Source organism: Pseudomonas paralactis, assembly GCF_001439735.1.
Taxonomy (GTDB): domain Bacteria; phylum Pseudomonadota; class Gammaproteobacteria; order Pseudomonadales; family Pseudomonadaceae; genus Aquipseudomonas; species Aquipseudomonas paralactis.
This window is the reverse complement of the sequence record NZ_JYLN01000001.1, coordinates 234451-255845: the sequence shown is the minus strand read 5'-3', so window position 1 is coordinate 255845 and position 21395 is coordinate 234451. Positions and strand designations below refer to the sequence as shown.

The following is a 21395-nucleotide window of genomic DNA, read 5'->3' as shown; positions in this document are numbered from 1 at the left end:
GTGATTCGTGTGGTGTAGTGCTGGAGACATGCGAGAAGCCAGCATTCAAGCATTTAGCGGGAGGGAATATGTCATTAATACAAGAAGTGAGCACCCCTGCACAGCAAAATGTTACTGATGAAATAGAAAAGAAACTATTCGCAAAAATCGCGTGGCGGTTTCTTCCGATTCTCATGATTTCTTATGTTTTCAACTATATAGATCGCACCAGTATCTCAGTCGCAGCATTAACCATGAATGAAGATATCGGGTTAACGTCATCTCAATTCGGTTATGGCGCGGGCATTCTATTTTTGGGGTATTGTCTCTTTGAGGTGCCCAGTAACCTAATTCTCTATCGCGTAGGGGCCAGGCTGTGGATCTCCAGGATAATGATATCCTGGGGGCTGGTATCTTCCGCCATGGTATTTGCATCAGGGCCAATGAGTTTTTATATATTGCGCTTTATGCTGGGGGTCGCCGAAGCTGGATTCTTTCCCGGTGTTGCATATTATTTGTCATGTTGGTTTCCATCGAAATACCGTGCTCAAATCATTGGCTGGTTTTTAATCGCTATCCCTGCGTCTTCTTTTATAGGTGCACCCGTCTCCGCTTTATTGCTCAATCTTGATGGTGTATTGGGTCTCGCGGGGTGGAAGTGGATGTTTTTAATAGAGTCACTCCCTTGCGTTGTACTTGGATTCGTCGTCGCAAAACTACTGGCAGACTCTCCCGGCAAAGCGTCATGGCTCAAGCCTCACGAGCGGGAGCTCGTAGTCAGGCTGGTAGCTAACGAGCAGCGTGTAAAACCCGCAACCAATATGCGATCTGTACTTTCCGATATTCGTGTCTGGATACTCAGCGGTATATATCTGGGGTTCTCTATCGGATCATACGGTGTGCAAGTTTGGTTGCCACAGATTATCAAGCAGGAGAATTTTTCGAACGTCGCTGTCGGCTTCCTGACCGCCATCCCCTATCTATGTGCTGTCGTTGTAATGATCGCTTGGGCTGCTTACGTCGACAAGAACGGCCGTCGGATCAAAAATGTAATGCTCACCTGCGTGATCGCGGGCTTAGGGTTCTTTGTTTCTTTCCTCACTCAGTCGTTTGTATTTTCATTAGTGGGGTTGACGATTGCATTGGTAGGTGTGAACGCCGCCCGCGCCGTTTTTTGGGCAATCCCATCGCGCTATCTCGTAGGCGTTGCGGCGGCAGGCGGGCTCGCGCTAATCAATTCGATTGGCACTCTTGGCGGGTTTTTAGGCCCGTGGATTATGGGATGGTTGAAAGAGGAAACGGGAAACTTCACGGCGGGTCTCGCAGTGATGGCTGCGTGTCTATTTATTGCAGGCCTCTTGGCGCTAATTCTGCAAAAAATTGCGAGCGAAGATTGAGGCTCGCCTTATTCCATTCGACGGACAGCCAATAGTAAAAAATCAATTAATGCTGTCATTTGATAGTGTGTTTTCAATTTGAATGGGAGATTAACATGCTGAGCGAAATAGAACGCCAAAGCGCCGCCGTTCAACTTATGCAAGCAGAGATTGAACGAAAGCCAATTGCGCAGTTGAGCAAGACCTTCCCACATATAGAAATCGAGGATGCCTATCAAATACAAGCGCTTTGGGCGGATTTCAGGATAGCTAAAGGTGCCCGCGTAATCGGGCACAAGATCGGTTTGACATCCAGGGCTATGCAGCAGGCATCAAACATGACCGAGCCGGATTACGGCCGCATTCTTGACGATGCTCTTTACAACGATGGTGCATGCATCGACGCTGCCGGATTCTTGAAACCACGTCTTGAAGTTGAGCTGGCATTCATTATGGGCGAGGATCTCGAAGGGCCAGGCACCCGAATTCACGATGTCTTGCGTGCTACCGAATTCGTTACACCTGCCATGGAAATAATTGATTATCGGACCGAGGTGCCGCGGGCGATCACCGACACTATTGCCGACAATGCCGCCTTTGGAGCGATAGTCATTGGCGGGCGCACAATTCGCCCAATGGATGTTGATATCCGGTGGATAGGCGCCACGCTTTCGAAGAATGGCATCATCGAAGAGTCTGGTGTATCAGCCGCAATCATGGGGCACCCGGCGGCTGGCATCGCATGGCTGGTGAATAAACTTCATGCCGTTGGCGGGAAACTGGAGAAGGGCCAGATTGTGCTCTGCGGCTCGTTTACGCGACCAGTCGATATTTCTAAAGGAGATGTGATTCATGCGGATTTCGGTCCACTTGGGGCTATTGGCGTATCATTTAAATAGAGAGGCGCCACATGCAAATTCCGGTCAATCACTTCAAGTATGCTATTGCGCAAAGACGCAAACAGATTGGATTATGGTGCAGCCTGCCCGGAAGTTACGCGGCGGAGATTGTTGCCGCAACAGGGTTTGACTGGCTTCTTTTAGATACAGAACATTCACCGTCTGACGTATTGAGTGTTCTTCCTCAACTGCAGACGCTGGCGCCTTACCAAGTAAATCCGATTGTCAGGCCTGCGAGCAATGACCCGGTTTTAATCAAGCGTTTTCTGGATATTGGTGCTCAGACCTTGTTGATTCCTTACGTCCAAAATGAGGTAGAGGCTGAACGTGCTGTCGCGGCCATGCATTATCCGCCTGCAGGTATCCGAGGTGTTTCTGGCCTGACGCGCGCGACCCGGTTTGGTCGGATTGACAATTATGCAAAGCGTGCTCATGAGGAGCTTTGTCTGTTGGTGCAAGTAGAAACGGCAGAGTCTCTCGAAAGATTGGAAAAAATCGCCTTGATTGAAGGCGTGGATGGCGTATTTATTGGGCCAGCGGATCTTGCTGCCAGCCTTGGTTTCCCCGGAGAGCCCAATTGTGCTGTGGTTGTTAATGCGATTGAAGATGCAATCAAGCGCCTGGAGCGAGTTGGAAAACCATCAGGTATTTTGACACTCGATGTTAACTTTGCCCGAAGATGCCTAATGCTGGGGGCTACATTCGTGGCGGTTGGAGTCGATGTTGGCATTTTGGCACGTAATGCAGAGACGTTAGCGAGAGAGTTTTCGCCGGTATCAGAGGGCAGTGGTGAGCGTAAGCTAAGCTGACTAAGTCGTTCGTGCTGATCGGGTGTATTCCAGGTATTAAAAAGCCGGTTTGCGATACGCCCATTTACTGATGTTAAACAGTAGATAAAGTACTCCCACAGACAAACACATGAGGGAAGCAAGATGAACAGTATCTCAGGCAAAGTCGTTGTGATCACCGGCGCAAGCAGCGGTCTTGGAGAAGCCACCGCAAAGCATCTGGCGGCGAAGGGGGCCAAGTTGGTCGTCGCAGCGCGTAGAAAAGCTCGTCTTGACGATTTAGTTCGGGAAATCGTTGATGCCGGGGGGATTGCATTGGCGCTGCAGGCGGATGTGACGAACCGCCAGGATGTCGAAGCGATCATCGCTATGGCTGTTAGGCAATTTGGTAAGATCGATGTATTGATCAACAACGCGGGGCTGATGTCGATTGCTCCGCTCAATGCCGTGAAGGTTGATGAGTGGGAGCGGATGATCGATATCAATGTTAAAGGGGTGCTTTACGGCATCGCCGCGACGTTGCCGCTGTTCGAAAAACAGCAATTCGGTCATTACATCACTATTTCCTCTATCGCCGGCAAGAAAGTGTTTAGTCCCGGAGGGACGGTCTATAGCGGCACAAAATTCGCAGTAAGCGCTATAACCGAAGGTTTACGCCATGAAGTCGGCGGGAAGATCAGAACCACGATCATTTCTCCGGGCCTGATAGATACCGAACTGAAGATGGGTAGCTCGCACGCGGAGAGTTCGAAGGCCGTTAGCGAGCTTTACCAGAGCCAGGCAATTTCTGCCGATGCGATCGCGCGTGCCATAGCGTATGCGATCGAGCAGCCTTTGGACGTTGACGTGAGTGAAATCGTTATCAGGCCGACAGTGCAGGAGTTCTAAGTGATTAGAGGGATATTCTTAGTTCATGTCCCTTGTTACATAGAGTTTTTTAGGTATTTCCTTCTTCAATCTACGAGGTTCTCTATGCGTCGCAATATACTCATTGGCGCGTTTCTCGCCGTTTTTTCTGCCGCTTCAGCCGCCGCGGCGCCTTTTTCTAAAATAGAAAATCCTGGTTTCTACAGGATAATGCTTGGCGATTTCGAAGTGACGGCGTTGTCTGACGGAATAAGTCCCATGCCCGCAGATAAAATATTGATCAATACTCAGCTGAAGCAGCTTGAAAAGGCGATGGAGGTCAATAACCTATCGTTACCGTTGCCGACATCGGTGAATGCCTATCTTATTAACACCGGAGAAAAGTTAGTTTTAGTCGATGTCGGCACCGGCGCGCTGCATGGTGAAACGCTGGGCAAGATGATGAAAAATTTGAATGCTTCGGGCTATAAGGCGGAGCAGGTGGATGAGATTTATTTAACCCATTTGCACCCCGATCATGTGGGGGGGCTGGTGGCGCAGAATAAAATCGCTTTCCCGAACGCCATTGTCAGAGTGGAAAAAGAAGAAGTCGCTTTTTGGCTTAATGAAGAAACAAAACGGCAGGCGGAAGAGAAAGATAAGCGCTTCTTCGATGCCGCGATCGCCTCATTGAAACCTTATGAAACGGCGGGGAAACTGAAGACATTCGAGGGCGAAAAGGAACTAACCCCGGGTATTTCGGCTATCGAAACGCGCGGGCACACGCCAGGACACAGCGTGTTTGCCGTCGAAAGCAAAGGGAAAAAGATGGTGATACTGGGGGATATGATCCACGTCGCCTCCGTGCAATTCCCTGACCCGAATGTCGCCATCGCCTATGATATTGACGCCTCTGCCGCCGTTGCGCAGCGCAAGAGGCTGTTTGATGACCTTGCACAGCAAAAAGCGCTTGTCGCGGGCGCCCATTTGTCCTTCCCTGGCCTGGGCTACATCAGTAAAAAGGGAGATGGCTATGACTGGCACCCTTTGAACTACGGTGTGATTAATAAACATTAATCTGCATGCTAGTTAACAAGGAACGAATGCCAACATAATGTTATGGGGCCCAGCGGCCCCTTTTTTAAGATGCTGCGCAAGCATTTTCAATGCTGAGCTGCGGGCTTTCACGCTGCGTGTTGTGTGTTATTTTGGCCTACGGTGGCAACGATTGTTCGGGTAAAAATGTAATGGGAAATTCGGCATTCATGCATCGTTTTGACGCGTTGGGCGGTCTTGAGTTGCTGATAGCGGACTTTTCGGACCATCGATTTGACGTGCACTGGCATGATACCTGGTCGATTGGCGTTGTCCTGCGTGGCGCCAATAACAACAGCGCCAAAGGAGATTCCGACGGTATCGTCCGCCGTGGGCAAATCAGCATCATCTCGCCAGGGCAGATGCATGCCGGGACACCTCTGGGTGAGGAGGGCTGCCACTATTTTATGTTTTATCCCAGCAACGAGATGCTGCTCGGCGCAGCGGAAAGCATGGCTGTGCATTTACCGGCTATTAAGGGGAAGCACATCGAACATGCGGCTTTCGCCAGAAAGTTGTGTGAAACCGCTTCGGTACTGATTGAAACGCAATCCAGTCATTTTGACCGAGAAGTGGTATGGAGCGAATGTGTGGCGGAGCTGCTCCAGGTGTTTTCTCCGTGGCAGTCATTAACTGAGGCCAGCGACATCACGCCAAGCTTGCGAAGAGCAAAAGAGTATCTGCACGATCATAATGCCCAGGAAGTGCGTCTGGATATGCTGGCACGGGAAGTCGGCATATCGAAGTTCCACCTTTGTCGTCAATTCTCGGCAAAATTCGGTTTATCACCGAGTCGCTATCAGCGGCAGCTTAGATTGCAACAGGCTAAGGTATTGCTTTCCAGGGGCGGAGATATCGCGGAAATCGCTATCGCTTGCGGGTTTGCCGATCAGTCGCACATGGGCAGGGTATTTAAGTCAACTTACGGCGTCACGCCATGTAGCTATCGCAACCGACGCATGTGAGCAATATCGTTCTATCTCGCCGACTAAGAGGGACCGACTATGTGCCTTTTTGACGAGGAGATGAAAACGTGTTCATCGATATTTCTACGCTGGGTTTATTTGCTATTTCGGCTGCTGCGTTAACGTTGATCCCTGGTGCCGACATGCTTTGCGCATTGTCTAATGCCATAACCCAGGGAACGAAAGCGGGGCTGATTACGGTATTGGGCGCTGTCACTGGGGTGATGTGTCACATCGGTCTTGCGATTGCCGGCGTTACGGCACTGATCGCCTCTTCGCCTGTGTTATATGAGTTTTTCGTCATCGGTGGCGCGCTCTATATCATGTGGGTAGGCCTTGGCATTTTTAACAACAAAAACACGATTAGCCTTCAAAATAACAGCGAGCAGAAAAGCCTTAGTGAACTTTATTCGCAAGGATTACTGACCAACGTGCTGAACCCTAAGGCCATCATCTTTACATTGGTATTTATCCCGCAGTTTATTCAGGTTGAAGCGGGTATGCCGGGTATGCAGATGCTGATTTTGGGCGTTGAGCTAATCTTCATTATGTTCTTGATTGAAACTCCTCTGATGTTTCTGGCTGGTGAAATTGCAATGAAAATAAAAAGGCGTCCGGCCATAGGGGTCTCTATTAATAAATTTTTTGGCGCTGTTATTCTGCTATTGGCCATTGCCATTCTGGCTGCGCGGTTATTCTAGGGGCTTAAATAAACACAGGGTAAGGCAGTTTTTGATAGATATGGTTTTTTTGTTCCATTGTCCAGTATGGCGTGAAATTGAAGTTGACCACTACAAGAAGGCTTGAAGCGTTTCGCGAGTGGTTTACGCCGCGTAGTAAACTATGGACAGCAATAGGTCTGTTTGCAGTAGCTATCGTAGTGCCAATTCTCAGCCCAGGAACGACTGTCACTTGGCTTGTTGGCCCCGCGAGCGCTTTTTTTATTGGGTTGGCTTATTCCCGATACGCAAGCAAAGCGATAGGGATGCGTTGGCTGGCGCTGTTCAGTGATATGGGGTATTACGGTTGCCCCTAAACCAAACCGGAGCAGTGACATGAAGCACAACGAAAACGGGAGCGTGACCTTTGAAATCGGTGATCAAGTAGGCGATACGACTACTGGCTCAGAACGCTTTGGGCAGGTTAAGGCCTTGAAAGGCGACCTTCTCGTCGTCGAAAGCAATCAGAGTGCGGGTGTTACTTGGGAAGTCGAAGAAAAACTCTGTTTTCCAGATTAAGCTGCTGAATTCGACCGAGTCGGTCTTGAGCTGAGAGGATCAAGCCCCGTCTTGCTGAATTCTTCCAGCTGTCGCGGCTGCTTTTCTGTTATCTCGAAACTCGGTCGCGACATGATTACGAGGCGTGCAGTCTCTTTGGCAGGTGCTGCCGCTAAGTTGATCAGGAAGGTTACTGTCTCATGCCATTCCTCGAAATCGTGGCGCACGCCCAGCAGTGCATCATCGAGCGCTTTCGAGACAATCAACGAGCGCTTCTCGGCGCCGATCTTGTCGAGCAGCGCCTTCTCTTTCGGGCGCTTTTCCCGCTGGATCTGCGCGTTGTCCTTGGCCCTGGCCTGATTCCTTTATTCCACTTGCCGGCAACGCCAGCCAGGTCGGTCTGCGCCGTGCGGCAGCTCTCTTGCTGATGCGCCTCATGGGGTGTCGGCAAACTTGAAGCCGTTCTCCTAGGCGATCAGCGTCACGCGTTTGATGTGCATACCCAGGTTCTTCGCTGCCGCGCTGGCTACGACGCTCTTAGCTACTTCGGCGAGCACGGACGGTGCGAGCTTGTCGCGTTCTTTGCGCAGGCGTTCGGGATGACCTGGGCTTTCTTGCCAGAGCCGAAGAACGCTTCCATCTGCTGGTTCAGCTCGTCGATGATCGAGCGCCGTGGATCCAGTATTGGTTCGTCGATCCTGGGGTAAGGGTGATTGACGCCCTAATTCCAAAGACCTATGGCTACCAGCAGCTTATCGGGCTACTGACTGAGGCAGATCGCCATGCGTAAAACTAACACCGAAGACTCCAGTCTACTGGCCGATTTCTTCAGTAGCGCCTCCTGCGAGACCAAACGTGAAGTTTTCCAGGAAGTGCTTCACAAGGTAAGCGCTTCCCAGCGTAAAGTGGTTGCGCACGCGGCAAAAATCAAATGCTCACTCTCCGCTGGTGATTCTGGCAGGAATAAAACGGCTGACGCCTATTCTGGAGTAGCCGGTAACAGCCCGGCTAATTGCCGGGCTTTCTGCATCTGGCTCAAAGCTTTTTGGCATTTTTAATTCAGATTAAAAGAAGCCCTGTTTGAGGGAACAGAACGCTCATGGAGTGGCTTTTTTTCGTCTGCAAATTCCACTGGGGTTTATTTCCAGGCACGGTTTTCAAGTACGCATTCAAGTGGATCGCTGGCACGGCCTTTCAACGATTCCTTGTACATCAATTTCCACCGCGGTTTTTGGCTTCCTGCTGCGCGTTAGCTGATAAGCAACGGCCAGCCATATGAACCATCCCGGCATGACCATCAAGGCAACGCGGGTGTCAGGTCTCAATGCCAGCAGGCACAGAACGAAGCCCATAAAAGCCAGGGAAAGCGATGCCATTGGCACGCCGCCTGGCATCTTGTAAGCAGATTTTGCGTGAAGCTCAGGACGTTTTTTGCGATAGGCAATGTAGGATACGAGGATGGTCGACCACGTGAAGATCACCAGAGTCGCTGACACAGTGGAAACGATGGTGAAGGCCGTCATGACTTCCGGAACGATAAACAGCACGAGTACACCCAGCAGCATCAACAGCGTGGTGAAGGCCAGGCTCAGTAAAGGCACGCTGTTGCTCGACAGTCGCCGAAAAATACCCGGTGCGTTGTCCTGATTCGCCAGCCCGAACAGCATACGGCTGGAGGAGAATACGCCACTGTTGGCCGATGAAGCGGCGGATGTCAGGACCACGAAGTTAACGATGCCGGCAGCTGCAGGAAAGCCGGCGACGAGAAAAAGTTCGACAAAAGGACTTTTTACGGGTGACACCTGTTGCCAGGACGTCACGGCAATAATGCAGCCCAATGCCAATACGTAGAACAGGATGATTCGCAACGGAATCGAGTTGATTGCCTTGGGTAAGGTCCTCTCCGGAGAGCGGGTTTCTGCCGCAGCGGTGCCGATCAGCTCGGTGCCGGCAAATGAGAATATCGCCATCTGAAAACCGGCAAAAAAACCAAACAAACCGTTAGGGAATGCAGCCTGCTTATCCACCAGATGGCTCAGGGACGCGGTAACGCCATTGGGGGATACGAACGAGCTGGCAATCAGCACGAGGCTGACCCCAATAAGCGTCACGACGGCGATGATCTTAATGATCGCGAACCAGAATTCGACTTCACCGAAAAGCCTGACCGTCAGCACGTTCAAGGCAAACAGTGTGGCCAGCATCCCGATAGCCGGTATCCACGCAGGCAGATCGGGGAACCAGTACTGGAAAAAGCCACCAACGACGACGGCATCGCCGATCACTGCAACGCTCCAGCTCAGCCAATACGACCAGCCGAGAAAAAATGCGGCGCGAGGCCCGAGGTAAGCGCCGGCAAAATCGGCAAAGGTTTTGAAATTCAAATTGGAAAGCAGCATTTCGCCCATGGCACGCATGACGAAGTAAACGAACAGGCCAATGATCATGTAGATGAGGATGATCGAGGTGCCGGAGAGGGCGATGATCTTTCCGGAGCCCATGAACAAACCTGTACCAATGGCACCGCCCATGGCCATTAACTGGATGTGACGATTGCTGAGCGTACGCTGCAGCGCAGGCTGTTCAACCCGCTCTGATGAATTCGATTTCATTTCAAAACCTCTTGATCTTATGTTTTTGAGTTTTGGCAGAAAAGTGGGTATCCAGCGCCACTGTCAGGACGCAATGGCGGATGATGGTATTGGCTCAGGTCAACTGGCCGTGCGCAGATGGGCTGCCTGGGTCGGTTGCTGATCAAGCATCAGGAACAGGTTTTTATATTTTCAGGCGTTAGCACCCGGTGGATGTGCGGCCGACCTGATGTTCGTGCGCCATCGCAGGCAGGTAGCGAAGCGACGAGAAATCCTCCAGGGCAAAGCCCACGGAATCGAATACCGTCAGGCGCGCTTGCTCTCGAAGCCATGCAATACGTTCACCGCATTGATTCCGATTTCATCGACCATGTAGCCGCCTTCCATCACGAAGAGGGTGGGGCAACCAACGCTCGCTATCAGCTCGCCAATCCCGATGAAATCCTCGCTTTCCAACAGGAAATGACTGATGGGGTCGTCCTTGAAGGTGTCGACGCCCAATGAGATCACCAATACGTCTGGCGCGAATTGCTGAAGTTTTCTGCAGGCGTGAAGCAGGGCGTCGCGGTAGCTTTCCCAGGCGGTGTTTTTCGGCAACGGGTAATTGAGGTTGTACCCTTCGCCACGGCCGGCGCCGACCTCACCGCTGAACCCTGAGTAGTACGGATAGGACACGCTCGGCTCGCCGTGCAGCGAGACGAACATGACGTCATTGCGCGGGTAAAAAATATTCTGGGTGCCGTTGCCGTGATGAAAATCGACGTCGAGGACCGCGGCACGTTTGGCGCCCCGGGTGATCGCCTGCTGTGCGGCAATGGCCGCATTGTTGAGATAGCAGTAACCCCCCATGTATTCACGCGCCGCGTGATGGCCCGGCGGACGGCAAAGGGCAAACGCACTGTCGTGGCCTTCATCGATAAGTGCCAGACCTGTCAGTGCGATATCGGCACTGGTCTTGACCGCCTGCCAGGTGGTGGCGGTGATGGGGGAACCGGCATCCATCGCATAAAAGCCGAGTTTGCCGTCAATAAATGTTGGCATCTGGTCGTTGGCCAAATCGCGCACCGGCCATACCAGTGGCAAGGCATCATGAGTGCGCCCTGTCGCGCACCATTCTGACCAGGCGCTTTCCAGGAAGCTCACGTAGCGCTCGCTGTGCGCGTTGACATAGCACGACCGGTCAAACACGCGCGGTTCGACTATCTGGCCAAGGCCTACTTGCTTGACACGGTTGTGAACGGTGTCCGCCCGACTGGGCTGTTCGAACGACGGCTTGAGCACGCCATCTTTCAATTCGGTGCCATGGTGTAGACGATGAGAATCACTGAAAACTGTAAACATTCTGCGCATCCGTTAATGTGAGCCAGTGGAAATATTCTGTTCTGGTCGGGGTGCGATTTCTTTGCTTTGTTTTCGTGCTTTTCTATATTTATCGGGCGATTTAACTCGGAAGCGGCGTAATGAGGAAAAATATATCCAGGCGCATCAGCCTCGATGAGACCGATCTGGCCATTCTTGAGTTATTGCAGGAAGACGCGAGCATTTCCAACGCCGAACTCAGTGAGCGGCTTTCGTTGAGCCTTACGCCTTGCTGGCGACGGCGCAAGAGAATGGAGGAGGCGGGGGTGATAAAGGGGTATCAGGCAACCCTTGATCGAAGAATGCTGGGGCTGGATATCATGGCATTCGTGCACATCCGCTTTTCTACCCACGCTGATCACGCTCCGGACGCCTTTGAGGCAGTGATTGCGCAATTACCTGAGGTATTGGCCTGCCACAAGATCACCGGTGACGCTGACTACGTGCTCCAGGTGTTGGCAGAGGATCTTGATAGCTACAGCGACTTTATCGAGCAAGTGCTGAGGCGGCAGGTGGGTATCGCGTCTATTCAGTCGAGCCTGGCTTTGCGCGAAATCAAGGCCGGTAGCCGCATCGCCATACCTCAATTGAGCAAGGGGTAATGGAAGTGGAGCGCCGCGAAAATGATCGATGTCCGGAGCATTCCGCTTACTGTAGGAGCGAGCTCGCTCGCGAAAAACGTCAACGATAACGCGTGTTTCCTGATTGAACACGGCGCCTGTGAGTTTTTCACGAGCAAGCTTGCTCCTACAACATTAGGCATGTCTGCTGGGCTTTTCTGCTTTGGCTTCTCAAGCGGGGCGACTATGCCCTCGCTCGCTCGTCAATGCGAATGCCGCGGCTCACCACTGCGGGCAATCACGCGCAGATGCAGAGTTGCAGGCTCCAGGCACCCACCTGTAGAAAGCTGTCCCACCAGTTGCCGGTACAGTTCCTGCCAGGGTGTCTGGGAGGGTGGGATGTTCGGCGTCCACTCGCCTCGACGTCGGCTCATCTCGGCCTCGTCTATCAGCAGATTCACCGTGCGGGTGTTCAGGTCCACCTTCAGGCGGTCGTTGGTTTTGAGCAACGCCAAGCCACCGCCTACTGCTGCTTCGGGGGACATGTTGAGAATTGACGGGCTTGCCGACGTGCCACTTTGGCGCCCATCACCCAGGCAGGGCAGGGAGTCGATGCCTTGTTTGATCAGCGCAGCCGGAGGCGCCATGTTCACCACTTCTGCACTGCCGGGGTAGCCCACGGTGCCGACACCGCGGATGACCAGGATGCAGCGCTCGTCGATATCCAGCGCCGGGTCGTCGATGCGGGCGTGATAGTCCTCTGGACCTTCAAACACAATCGCCCGGGCCTCGAAGCTGTTTTCTGCGCCGGGTTCGGACAGGTAGGTCTTGCGAAACGCTTCGCCTACCACCGACATTTTCATGATGGCGCTGTCGAAGAAGTTGCCGCTGAGCACGATGAAACCGGCGCGGTGCTTGAGCGGGGTTTCAAAGGGGTAGATCACGTCGGGGTTACTGGTCAGGGTACTGCTAACGATTTCGCCGATGGTCTTGCCGCTGACCGTCGCGCAGTCTTGATGCAGGCGCCCGGCTTTTTGCAGTTCGTGCATCACGGCCGGCACGCCGCCGGCGCGGTGAAAGCCTTCGCCGAGGTACTTGCCCGCCGGCATACAATTGACCAGCAGCGGCACGTCCTCGCCAATCCGTTGCCAGTCATCCAGGCTCAGTTCGACGCCCATGTGCCGGGCAATCGCAATCAGGTGCGGAGGGCAATTGCTGGATGCACCGAGTGCCGAGGCGACGGCGATCGCGTTCTCGAATGCCTCACGCGTCATGATCTGCGACGGCCTTATGTCTTGCAGGACCAGTTCGCAAATGCGCTTGCCGGTGGCGTAAGCCATTTGCCCACGCTCACGGTAGGGCGCCGGAATGCTCGCACAGCCCGGCAATGACATCCCCAGTGCTTCGGCCAGCGCATTCATCGACAGCGCGGTGCCCATGGTGTTGCAGTGCCCCACGGATGGCGAGGCCGCTGTGGTCATCTCCATGAAGCCTTCGTAATCGATCTCGCCGGCGGCCATCAGGTTGCGTGCGTGCCACAGCACAGTGCCGGAGCCGATCAATTCACCCTTGTGGTGGCCGTCGAGCATCGGGCCGCCGGACAGGACAATGGCCGGCAGGTCGGTGGTTGCGGCAGCCATCAGGCAGGCGGGGGTGGTTTTGTCGCAACCGGTGGTGAGGACTACGCCGTCCAACGGGTAGCCGTGGAGGATCTCCACCAACCCCAGATACGCCAGGTTACGGTCCAATGCCGCGGTGGGCCGACGCGATTGCTCGGCGATCGGATGCACCGGGAACTCCATGGGTATACCGCCGGCATCCCGAATACCGGCCTTGACGCGTTGCGCCAACTCCAGGTGATGACGGTTGCAGGGGGTCAGGTCGCTGCCGGTCTGGGCGATGCCGATGATCGGGCGGCCCGATTGCAGTTCTTCACGGGTCATCCCGTAGTTCATGTAGCGTTCGACGTACAGGGCAGTCATGTCCGCGTGGGCAGGGTCATTGAACCATTGCTCGCTGCGCAGGCGACGTTTTGGCATTTCACTCATGATGCTTTTCTCTCTTGTCATTATTGGCAGAATCGACAATCGGTTGGGATTCAGCGGGCGAGCAGGCCACGGGACGCCAGATTGCGCAACAAGGCGCCTACCCCAAATGTCCAGGGGGTGGCGGCACAGCTGTGGGTCACCTGGTTATGCAGGCTACCGAGCAACGGGCTGCTGATGCGAACGCGGTCACCCAGCTTGTGGGTGAAACCGCTGCCGGCCTGGTCGCGGTCTTCGGTGGGGGCGAACAGCGTACCGAGAAACAGCAGAAAACCATCGGGGTATTGGTGATTGGCGTTGAGTGTCTGATCCACAAGGTCCTGAGGGTCGCGGCTGATCTGACTCATGGAGCTTGAACCGTGCAGCCGATAACCGTCTTCGCCTTGTACCTCTAGATCGACCACGCAGGCCCGCACATCATCCAGGTCGAAGTGTTCGTCGAACAGGCGAATAAACGGCCCAATGGCGCAGGAGGCATTGTTGTCCTTGGCCTTGCTCAGCAACAGCGCGCTGCGGCCTTCGAAATCGCGCAGGTTGACGTCGTTGCCCAGGGTGGCACCGTGGATCTGGCCACGGCTGTTCACCGCCAGCACCACTTCGGGCTCCGGGTTGTTCCATTGCGAGCCGGGGTGAATGCCGATGTGGCTGGCGCTTCCCACCGCCGCAAGGATAGGCGCCTTGGTGAAGATCTCCGCATCCGGGCCAATGCCGACTTCCAGGTATTGCGACCACATCCCCCGTTCAATCAGCAAAGCCTTGAGGCGCATGGCTTGCTCCGAGCCCGGTACGATCGAGCGCAGGTTGTCGCCAATTACGCTGCGGACGGTGGCGCGCACAGCTTCGGCTTTTGCCATGTCACCGCCGGCCTGCTCCTCGATCACGCGCTCGATCATGCTGGCGGCGAACGTGACCCCGGCGGCCTTGATCACTTGCAAGTCCAGGGGCGGCAGCAAGTAGGGTTTGGACGGATCATGAGTGGGGCCCGTGTTGGCGAGCAGCGCTTCGACACTGGCGATGAAGGTGCCGGGCGTCTGCCTTACGGCCTGCAATGGAGATTGCGTTTCCAGCAGGTCGCTCAGGGTCGAAAAACGCTCCGACAGATCAAACACGCCGTCGCTGCGCAGCACTATCGGCGAGGGCCCGGCGATACTGCCTGGCACCCACGCGCGGCCGATCAGGGTGGCGGCCATACCATCGACCGGAAGGGTGTTTTCGGGAGTCAGCAATAACGGCATGGCGAATTTTCCTGGTTCGTAAAGCCTTCACGCTAGGGCGGCGAGTCGATAAACTCCAATGAGATATATTCAGTATTTGATAACGCCAGGTTATTGGTCGCCCAGGGAATAGTCATGTCCGATCTGTCCTTCTCCAGCTTCTGCAGCTGGCTGAAATTCCGTCATCTTGTGTTGATCGATACGTTGGGACGCACGCGCAACATGCACTTGGCGGCGCAACAGATGAACCTCAGTCAGCCGGCCATCAGCAAGATGCTCAAGGAAATCGAAAGCCTGCTCGGCTTCGCCTTGTTCGAACGATTGCCGCGCAGCATGCCGCCGACGGCCCTTGGTGAGCATGTGCTGCGTTATGCGCAGATAGCCTTGAACGACGCGCGTTCGTTTGTCGAGCAAATCAGCAGCCTGCGTGAGGGCGGTCACGGCTCCCTCAAGGTCGGCGGGATTTTTGCCGCAACGGCGGCGGCTTTGCCCGAAGCGGTCCTGCAAATCAAACAGCGCTGGCCGCTGCTTTCGATTGAAGTAGTGGAGCAGACCAGTAACCGCCTGATGGAGATGCTTGAAGAGAAGCAGCTGGATCTGGCGGTGGCCCGGTTTACCGATCAAAGCCAGCAGCGACGCTATGACTTCGAGGCCTTGGCCCCCGAACCGTTCTCGATCGTGGTCAACGGTCGTCATCCGCTGGCGGACGCCGGCCCGCTCTCGTTGCAGCAATTGGTGGACTTGCCGTGGATTCTCTATCCGGTCGGCACGCCGATTCGTGGCCGCATGGAACATGCCTTTGCCGAAGCCGGTGTCGGGATGCCACGTAACACCATCGACACCATTTCCATGCAAACCTTCCTTCAGGTTTTGCAGCGCGGGCCCATGATCGGGATGCTGCCCAGCGCCATGGTCAACCCGCTGCTCGAAAGCGGCCAATTGAAGACGCTCGATACCCCGCTGCATTTGGTGCCGCAGGACTACGGCATCCTCACGCGCAAAGGCGAACCACTGATAGGGGCGGCGCTGGAGTTCGCCGAAATACTCAAGGAAAACGCACGCCTGGCCAGGGATCAGCCCGATTGAGCGGCACGAATTGATGATTGCTGCGATAACGTATCGTTATCGGATAATCAACAAATGCCATTGGGAAAGAATCGATTGGCGGCAGTAGAGTACCGACCAGATTCCCATCTGGGTCAGGAGACTGTCATGCCCAAACTGTCCGGACACAACTTTATCGCCGGTGGTCGCAGCGCAGCCGGGTCGGTGTTGCTGCACAGCGTGGACGCTACAACCGGGCAACCACTGCCCACAGGTTTCGTCCAGGCCACGGTCGAAGAGGTGGATGCCGCAGCCGTGGCGGCCGCCCAGGCTTATCCCGCCTTTCGCAACTTGTCGGCCCTGCGTCGCGCGCACTTTCTGGAGGCCATCGCCAGTGAACTGGACGCCTTGGGCGATGACTTTGTGGCCCTTGTCTGTCAGGAGACTGCGTTGCCGGCGGCACGTATTCAGGGCGAACGATCCCGCACCAGTGGCCAGATGCGCCTGTTCGCCAAGGCCCTGCGTCACGGCAGCTTTTACGGCGCGCGTATCGACTTGCCGCTGCCTGCCCGCCAGCCCCTGCCCCGTAGCGACCTACGCCAGTGCCGCTTGGGCCTGGGCCCGGTAGCGGTGTTCGGCGCGAGTAATTTTCCGCTGGCATTCTCCACCGCAGGCGGCGATACCGCTGCCGCGCTCGCCGCAGGCTGCCCGGTTGTGTTCAAGGCCCACAGCGGGCACATGGCGACTGCAGAACGGGTGGCCGAAGCCATTATCCGGGCCGCCGAGCAGACCGACATGCCCAAAGGTGTGTTCAACATGATCTTCGGTGCCGGTGTGGGTGAAGCCCTGGTCAAGCACCCCATGATTCAAGCCGTCGGCTTTACCGGTTCGCTCAAGGGCGGCAGGGCGCTGTGTGACATGGCGGCCGCGCGCCCGCAACCGATCCCGGTGTTTGCCGAGATGAGCAGCATCAATCCGGTAGTGGTGTTGCCAGAAGCCTTGCAGGTACGTGGCGAGCGTGTCGCGACCGAGCTGGCGGCTTCGGTGGTCATGGGGGCAGGTCAGTTCTGTACCAATCCTGGCTTGGTCATCGGTATTCGCTCGGCGGCATTCAGCCGCTTCGTGCAAGCGCTCAGTACATTGCTGGCCGATCAGCCGGGGCAAACCATGCTCAATGCCAATGGCCTGCGCAGCTATGTCCAGGGCTGTGAAGCCTTGTTGGAGCATCCGCAGATCACTCATTTGGCCGGGAACGTACAGCAGGGTAATCAGGCCCGGGCGCAGTTGTTCCAGGCCGATGTCGAGCTGCTTCTGACAGGCAGCGTCTTGCTGCAGGAAGAAATCTTCGGTCCGGCCACTGTGGTGGTGGAAGTGGCTGATCGGGCCGAGCTGTTGGCGGCCTTGCAGGGGTTGCGGGGCCAACTGACAGCCACCCTGATCGGTGAGCCGGCTGAACTTGAGCAGTGCGCCGACCTGGTGGCCGTGCTTGAGCAAAAAGTTGGGCGAGTGCTGATCAACGGTTACCCGACCGGGGTAGAGGTTTGCGATGCCATGGTCCATGGCGGGCCTTGGCCGGCGACGTCCGATGCCCGTGGCACCTCGGTAGGCACCTTGGCCATCGATCGGTTCCTGCGGCCGGTGTGCTACCAGAACTTCCCCGATGGCTTGCTTCCCGATGCCTTGAAGAACAGCAATCCCTTGGGGCTGATGCGCCTGGTCAACGGAGAGCACACGGCCCAGCCACTGTAATAACGGCAGCACTGCCGGATGAGTGCTCATTCGGCTTGACCCATTCGATAAAAATAATCAGGCATATCCATATGCCCAGGGGTTACCTCATGCAAACCATATCCGAGCATTTGCCCGCACAGGCGTCATCTCGCGAACTCGACTTTGAAAACCAGACCTACCGCAAAGTCATCCGGCGCATCCTTCCCGTCCTGCTCTTGTGCTACATGGCGGCCTACCTGGACCGGGTCAACATCGGCTTTGCCAAGCTGGATATGCTCAATGAGCTGCAGTTCAGCAATACGGTCTATGCGTTGGGCGCCAGTATGTTTTTCTGGGGGTATTTCCTCTTCGAAGTCCCCAGCAATCTGCTGCTGCATCGCTTCGGGGCACGGTTCTGGATCGCCCGCATCATGCTCAGTTGGGCAGTGATCTCCATGGCGGTGGCCTACACCGTGCCACTGGCTGGGTTCTTCGGTATCCAGTCAAGCAGCATGTTTTATGTGTTGCGCTTTCTTCTGGGGGTGTGTGAGGCCGGCTTCTTCCCCGGCGTGATTCTGTACCTCAATTATTGGTTCCCAACGCACCGGCAAAGTCGCGTGATGTCCGGCTTCCTGATGGCCATGCCGATCAGCCTGACACTGGGCGGCATGTTGTCCGGTTGGCTGATGAACAGTATGCAGGGCGTGCACGGCCTGTCGGGCTGGCAGTGGATGCTGATCATCGAGGGGCTTCCGTCGATCATCATGGCCTTCATCGTGATCGTTTGCCTGGCCGACAACATCGACAAGGCCAAGTGGCTTTCAGCGGCGGAAAAAGCCCTGCTCAAGGCCAACCTGCAAACCGATAACCACGGCAAGGCGACGCGCTTGAGCGAGGTGTTCTTCAACCCGAAGGTGTGGTTGCTGGTGTTGATTTTGCTGACCTTCAACACCGGCTTCTACGGCCTGGCGTTCTGGATGCCCTCGATTATCAAGAGCAGCGGTATCACCAACAGTTTGCACATCGGCTTCCTGACCGCCATACCCTATGCGGTCGCCACGGTGGTGATGCTGCTAAACGCTCGACACTCCAACCGTACCGGCGAGCGGCGCTTGCACGCGGCCATTCCTGCCTTTATCGGTGGGGTCGGCTTGATCTTCAGCGCCTTCTTTGCCGACAACCTGGTGTTGTCCGTACTCTTTTTGAGCGTCGCCGCCTCCGGGATTCTCAGCCTGATGCCGATTTTCTGGACCCTGCCGGGGACCTTGTTGTCGGGCGTAGCGGCTGCAGCCGGCATCGGCATGATCAACGCCATCGGCAACCTGTCGGGGTTCACCGGGGCGATGATCACTGCCGTGGCCGAGAACCTCACCGGCAACATCAACAATGGCACCTATGTGTTGGCCCTGTGTCTGTTCGTCAGTGGTGGGCTGATCCTGGCGATCCCTGTCTCTATGCTCGGCAGAACGCCGAAAGCGGCAGCTACCACAGGGGCGCTGGAAACCGCCTAGATATGCACAGGGGAGAGTGCCTTGCTGGCGCGTGTTCATATGTGACATGCGCTAAGGAAATTTCCCACATCCAAGACCCATGCCCGGTTGTTAGGCTCCAACTCTTCGACCTTATTTCAAGGAGTTTCCTGATGACAAAACGTCTAGCCGCCGAGTTCTTCGGCACGTTCTGGCTGGTTCTGGGCGGTTGTGGCAGTGCGGTGTTGGCGGCCGCGTTCCCTGAGTTGGGCATTGGTTTTGCCGGCGTGGCATTGGCATTTGGCTTGACGGTATTAACCATGGCCTACGCCGTCGGCCATATTTCCGGCGGTCATTTCAATCCGGCGGTCACTCTGGGTTTGCTCGCCGCGGGGCGTATGGGTGGCAAGGACGTACTGCCCTACATCCTCACTCAGGTTCTGGGTGCGATTGCAGCGGCCGGGGTGTTGTACCTCATCGCCAGCGGCAAGGCCGGGTTTGATGTGTCGGCGGGGTTTGCCACTAATGGTTATGGCGAGCACTCTCCAGGTGGCTTCTCGTTTCTGTCAGTGGTGGTGAGCGAGTTTGTACTCACGGCGTTTTTCCTGCTGATTATCCTGGGTGTTACCGATAAAAAGGCGCCGGCCGGTTTTGCGCCGCTGGCCATTGGGTTTGCGCTGGTCTTGATTCACCTGATCAGTATTCCGGTGAGCAACACATCGGTTAACCCGGCGCGCAGTACGGGCGTAGCACTGTTTCAAGGCGATTGGGCGATGGCTCAGTTGTGGGTGTTCTGGGTGGTGCCTTTACTCGGTGGTGTGTTTGGTGGGCTCGTGCACCGGTTCGTGTTGGCGACAAAACAGTAATCGCCCAGGCCACCTTTGCTCGGCGCGCGCACCGTGTTCTTCATGATTGAGCCGTCTTGTAGCGGCTGACCGGGCGCGCCAACCCGAGGTTTTCACGCAGTGTGGTGCCTGTGTATTCGCGCCGAAACAAGCCACGCCGCTGTAGCTCGGGAACGATGAGGCGGGCAAAATCCTCCAGCCCGCCCGGCAGGTGCGGCACCAGAATATTGAAGCCATCCGCCGCGCCTTCTTCGAACCAGCGCTGCAGCTCATCGGCGATCTGCGTGGGCGTGCCGATCACGCTGTAATGACCGCGTCCACCGGCAATGCGTCGGCCCAGTTGCGCCAGCGTCAGTTGTTCGCGCTGGGCCAGTTCGCTCAGCAGTTGCTGGCGGCTGCGTTGCCCGCTGTCGGTCAAGGGTAATTCGGGTAGCGGCCCATCCAGCGGGTAGCCGGACAGGTCGAAATTACCCAACATGCGTCCCAGCAACGCGACGCCCACCGCGGGTTCCACCAGCGCCTGGAGCGCTTCGAATTTGGCTTGGGCCAAGGCTTCGGTTTGCCCGACCACCACGAACATGCCCGGCATGATTTTCAGCGAATCGGCCGCCCGTCCGTATTGGCCCAGACGCCCCTTGAGGTCGCGGTAAAACGCTTGAGCCTCGGCCAGCGAAGTCTGTGCGGTAAACACCACCTCGGCAGTCTGCGCCGCCAGTTCCCGGCCGGTCTGCGAAGAGCCGGCCTGTACGATCACCGGCTGGCCCTGGGGCGAGCGCGCCACGTTCAGGGGGCCTTTGACCTGGAAATGCTCGCCAACATGATCCAGCACATGGCGTTTATGCGGGTCGTAATAACGACCGCTGGCCTTGTCGCGCACGAACGCGTCGTCGTCCCAGCTGTCCCACAGGCCCGTCACCACCTGATGAAACTCCCGTGCGCGGCTGTAGCGTTCGGCGTGGCCCAGGTGTTCGTCGCGGCCGAAATTCAGCGCCTCGGCGGCATTGTCCGAGGTCACCAGATTCCAGCCTGCACGGCCACCGGACAGATGATCCAGCGAGGCAAATTTGCGCGCTACATGGTAGGGCTCGTTGTAGCTGGTGGTGGCGGTGGCGATCAGGCCGATATGCTCGGTCACCGCACTGAGTGCCGAGAGCAGGGTGAGCGGCTCAAAATGATCCGAACGCGCCATCTGGCTGGCGACCTCACCGGTGGCGGCGGCAATGCTGTCGGCCACGAACAGTGCGTCGAACTTCGCCGCCTCCGCCACCCGTGCCACATGCTTGTAGTGGGCGAAATCCAGCCCGGCATTCGCCGGTACATCGGGGTGGCGCCAGGCGGCCACGTGGTGCCCGGTAGCCATCAGGAACGCGCCGAGTTTGAGTTGACGGCTCAT

General features: G+C 55.9%; 20 protein-coding genes and 1 pseudogene. 15 read left to right on the top strand and 6 right to left on the bottom strand.

Translation table 11 applies throughout. The features are described from left to right. Positions 1–68 precede the first annotated feature (68 nt). The 10 genes from TX23_RS01110 (at position 69) to TX23_RS27920 (ending at position 8223) form a co-directional block, all read left to right on the top strand. Complete coding sequence (locus tag TX23_RS01110; protein ID WP_057700662.1) at positions 69–1376, top strand: MFS transporter; 1308 nt, start codon at positions 69–71, stop codon at positions 1374–1376. Between the two features lie 95 nt (positions 1377–1471). Further along, on the top strand, positions 1472–2254 hold the full coding sequence (gene hpaH, locus TX23_RS01105) for a 2-oxo-hept-4-ene-1,7-dioate hydratase (RefSeq protein ID WP_057700661.1): 783 nt from the start codon (positions 1472–1474) through the stop codon (positions 2252–2254). An 11-nt stretch (positions 2255–2265) separates the two neighbouring features. Further along, positions 2266–3063: an aldolase/citrate lyase family protein gene (locus tag TX23_RS01100; protein ID WP_057700660.1), complete on the top strand. Its 798-nt coding sequence runs from the start codon at positions 2266–2268 to the stop codon at positions 3061–3063. A gap of 123 nt (positions 3064–3186) precedes the next feature. Then, positions 3187–3930: an SDR family oxidoreductase gene (locus TX23_RS01095; RefSeq protein WP_057700659.1), complete on the top strand. Its 744-nt coding sequence runs from the start codon at positions 3187–3189 to the stop codon at positions 3928–3930. An 84-nt stretch (positions 3931–4014) separates the two neighbouring features. Then, on the top strand, positions 4015–4965 hold the full coding sequence (locus tag TX23_RS01090) for an MBL fold metallo-hydrolase (RefSeq protein ID WP_057701127.1): 951 nt from the start codon (positions 4015–4017) through the stop codon (positions 4963–4965). A 188-nt stretch (positions 4966–5153) separates the two neighbouring features. After that, a complete protein-coding gene (locus tag TX23_RS01085; protein ID WP_082629535.1) occupies positions 5154–5948 on the top strand; it encodes an AraC family transcriptional regulator in 795 nt (264 codons plus the stop codon). A 68-nt stretch (positions 5949–6016) separates the two neighbouring features. Continuing rightward, on the top strand, positions 6017–6649 hold the full coding sequence (locus TX23_RS01080; RefSeq protein WP_057700657.1) for a LysE family translocator: 633 nt from the start codon (positions 6017–6019) through the stop codon (positions 6647–6649). 354 nt (positions 6650–7003) lie between these two features. Next, positions 7004–7186: a hypothetical protein gene (locus tag TX23_RS01075; protein ID WP_057700656.1), complete on the top strand. Its 183-nt coding sequence runs from the start codon at positions 7004–7006 to the stop codon at positions 7184–7186. 179 nt (positions 7187–7365) lie between these two features. Beyond that, positions 7366–7593, top strand: coding sequence for a hypothetical protein (locus TX23_RS27925; RefSeq protein ID WP_057700655.1), 228 nt, complete (start codon positions 7366–7368; stop codon positions 7591–7593). Between the two features lie 354 nt (positions 7594–7947). Continuing rightward, positions 7948–8223 carry a hypothetical protein gene (locus tag TX23_RS27920; protein WP_157243886.1) on the top strand — a complete coding sequence of 92 codons (276 nt, stop codon included), beginning with the start codon at positions 7948–7950 and terminating at the stop codon, positions 8221–8223. Between the two features lie 111 nt (positions 8224–8334). Here the strand turns inward: TX23_RS27920 and TX23_RS01065 are convergent, their stop codons facing one another. The 3 genes and pseudogenes from TX23_RS01065 to TX23_RS01060 form a co-directional block, all read right to left on the bottom strand. Beyond that, positions 8335–9777, bottom strand: coding sequence for an amino acid permease (locus TX23_RS01065; protein ID WP_057700654.1), 1443 nt, complete (start codon positions 9775–9777; stop codon positions 8335–8337). Positions 9778–9876: 99 nt separating this feature from the next. Beyond that, positions 9877–10072: pseudogene (locus TX23_RS28285) on the bottom strand (ornithine cyclodeaminase); the annotation flags it as partial. Beyond that, complete coding sequence (locus TX23_RS01060; RefSeq protein ID WP_057700653.1) at positions 10063–11097, bottom strand: histone deacetylase family protein; 1035 nt, start codon at positions 11095–11097, stop codon at positions 10063–10065. The gene TX23_RS01060 and the pseudogene TX23_RS28285, both read right to left, overlap by 10 nt. Positions 11098–11216: 119 nt before the next feature. On the opposite strand from TX23_RS01060, the gene TX23_RS01055 reads away from it, so the two are divergent. Next, positions 11217–11717: an Lrp/AsnC family transcriptional regulator gene (locus TX23_RS01055; RefSeq protein WP_057700652.1), complete on the top strand. Its 501-nt coding sequence runs from the start codon at positions 11217–11219 to the stop codon at positions 11715–11717. A 221-nt stretch (positions 11718–11938) separates the two neighbouring features. On the opposite strand, the gene TX23_RS01050 is transcribed toward TX23_RS01055, so the two are convergent. Both TX23_RS01050 and TX23_RS01045 read right to left on the bottom strand, forming a co-directional pair. Next, positions 11939–13723, bottom strand: a complete 1785-nt coding sequence (locus TX23_RS01050) for an IlvD/Edd family dehydratase (protein ID WP_057700651.1) — start codon at positions 13721–13723, stop codon at positions 11939–11941. Positions 13724–13773: 50 nt separating this feature from the next. Continuing rightward, complete coding sequence (locus TX23_RS01045; RefSeq protein WP_057700650.1) at positions 13774–14955, bottom strand: fumarylacetoacetate hydrolase family protein; 1182 nt, start codon at positions 14953–14955, stop codon at positions 13774–13776. 114 nt (positions 14956–15069) lie between these two features. Between TX23_RS01045 and TX23_RS01040 the strand changes: the two genes are divergently transcribed. From TX23_RS01040 to aqpZ, 4 genes are all read left to right on the top strand, one after another. Then, entirely contained in the window at positions 15070–16020 is a 951-nt protein-coding gene (locus tag TX23_RS01040; protein WP_057700649.1) for a LysR family transcriptional regulator, read from the top strand. Between the two features lie 126 nt (positions 16021–16146). Beyond that, the gene (locus TX23_RS01035) at positions 16147–17727 is read left to right on the top strand and encodes an aldehyde dehydrogenase (NADP(+)) (RefSeq protein WP_057700648.1); all 1581 of its coding nucleotides are present in this window, start codon (positions 16147–16149) and stop codon (positions 17725–17727) included. An 89-nt stretch (positions 17728–17816) separates the two neighbouring features. Next, on the top strand, positions 17817–19199 hold the full coding sequence (locus TX23_RS01030) for an MFS transporter (protein ID WP_057700647.1): 1383 nt from the start codon (positions 17817–17819) through the stop codon (positions 19197–19199). A gap of 131 nt (positions 19200–19330) precedes the next feature. After that, positions 19331–20023: an aquaporin Z gene (gene aqpZ, locus TX23_RS01025; RefSeq protein ID WP_057700646.1), complete on the top strand. Its 693-nt coding sequence runs from the start codon at positions 19331–19333 to the stop codon at positions 20021–20023. A 40-nt stretch (positions 20024–20063) separates the two neighbouring features. On the opposite strand, the gene TX23_RS01020 is transcribed toward aqpZ, so the two are convergent. Continuing rightward, positions 20064–21395, bottom strand: a complete 1332-nt coding sequence (locus tag TX23_RS01020) for an LLM class flavin-dependent oxidoreductase (protein WP_057700645.1) — start codon at positions 21393–21395, stop codon at positions 20064–20066.

Bases quoted from the DNA above. Each gene is read 5' to 3' on its own strand.
- TX23_RS01110 (WP_057700662.1), top strand. From the start codon at position 69: ATGTCATTAATACAAGAAGTGAGCACCCCTGCACAGCAAAATGTTACT.
- hpaH (WP_057700661.1), top strand. From the start codon at position 1,472: ATGCTGAGCGAAATAGAACGCCAAAGCGCCGCCGTTCAACTTATGCAA.
- TX23_RS01100 (WP_057700660.1), top strand. From the start codon at position 2,266: ATGCAAATTCCGGTCAATCACTTCAAGTATGCTATTGCGCAAAGACGC.
- TX23_RS01095 (WP_057700659.1), top strand. From the start codon at position 3,187: ATGAACAGTATCTCAGGCAAAGTCGTTGTGATCACCGGCGCAAGCAGC.
- TX23_RS01090 (WP_057701127.1), top strand. From the start codon at position 4,015: ATGCGTCGCAATATACTCATTGGCGCGTTTCTCGCCGTTTTTTCTGCC.
- TX23_RS01085 (WP_082629535.1), top strand. From the start codon at position 5,154: ATGCATCGTTTTGACGCGTTGGGCGGTCTTGAGTTGCTGATAGCGGAC.
- TX23_RS01075 (WP_057700656.1), top strand. From the start codon at position 7,004: ATGAAGCACAACGAAAACGGGAGCGTGACCTTTGAAATCGGTGATCAA.
- TX23_RS27925 (WP_057700655.1), top strand. From the start codon at position 7,366: ATGCCATTCCTCGAAATCGTGGCGCACGCCCAGCAGTGCATCATCGAG.
- TX23_RS27920 (WP_157243886.1), top strand. From the start codon at position 7,948: ATGCGTAAAACTAACACCGAAGACTCCAGTCTACTGGCCGATTTCTTC.
- TX23_RS01065 (WP_057700654.1), bottom strand. From the start codon at position 9,777: ATGAAATCGAATTCATCAGAGCGGGTTGAACAGCCTGCGCTGCAGCGT.
- TX23_RS01060 (WP_057700653.1), bottom strand. From the start codon at position 11,097: ATGTTTACAGTTTTCAGTGATTCTCATCGTCTACACCATGGCACCGAA.
- TX23_RS01055 (WP_057700652.1), top strand. From the start codon at position 11,217: ATGAGGAAAAATATATCCAGGCGCATCAGCCTCGATGAGACCGATCTG.
- TX23_RS01050 (WP_057700651.1), bottom strand. From the start codon at position 13,723: ATGAGTGAAATGCCAAAACGTCGCCTGCGCAGCGAGCAATGGTTCAAT.
- TX23_RS01045 (WP_057700650.1), bottom strand. From the start codon at position 14,955: ATGCCGTTATTGCTGACTCCCGAAAACACCCTTCCGGTCGATGGTATG.
- TX23_RS01040 (WP_057700649.1), top strand. From the start codon at position 15,070: ATGTCCGATCTGTCCTTCTCCAGCTTCTGCAGCTGGCTGAAATTCCGT.
- TX23_RS01035 (WP_057700648.1), top strand. From the start codon at position 16,147: ATGCCCAAACTGTCCGGACACAACTTTATCGCCGGTGGTCGCAGCGCA.
- TX23_RS01030 (WP_057700647.1), top strand. From the start codon at position 17,817: ATGCAAACCATATCCGAGCATTTGCCCGCACAGGCGTCATCTCGCGAA.
- aqpZ (WP_057700646.1), top strand. From the start codon at position 19,331: ATGACAAAACGTCTAGCCGCCGAGTTCTTCGGCACGTTCTGGCTGGTT.
- TX23_RS01020 (WP_057700645.1), bottom strand. From the start codon at position 21,395: ATGAGCCGTCAACTCAAACTCGGCGCGTTCCTGATGGCTACCGGGCAC.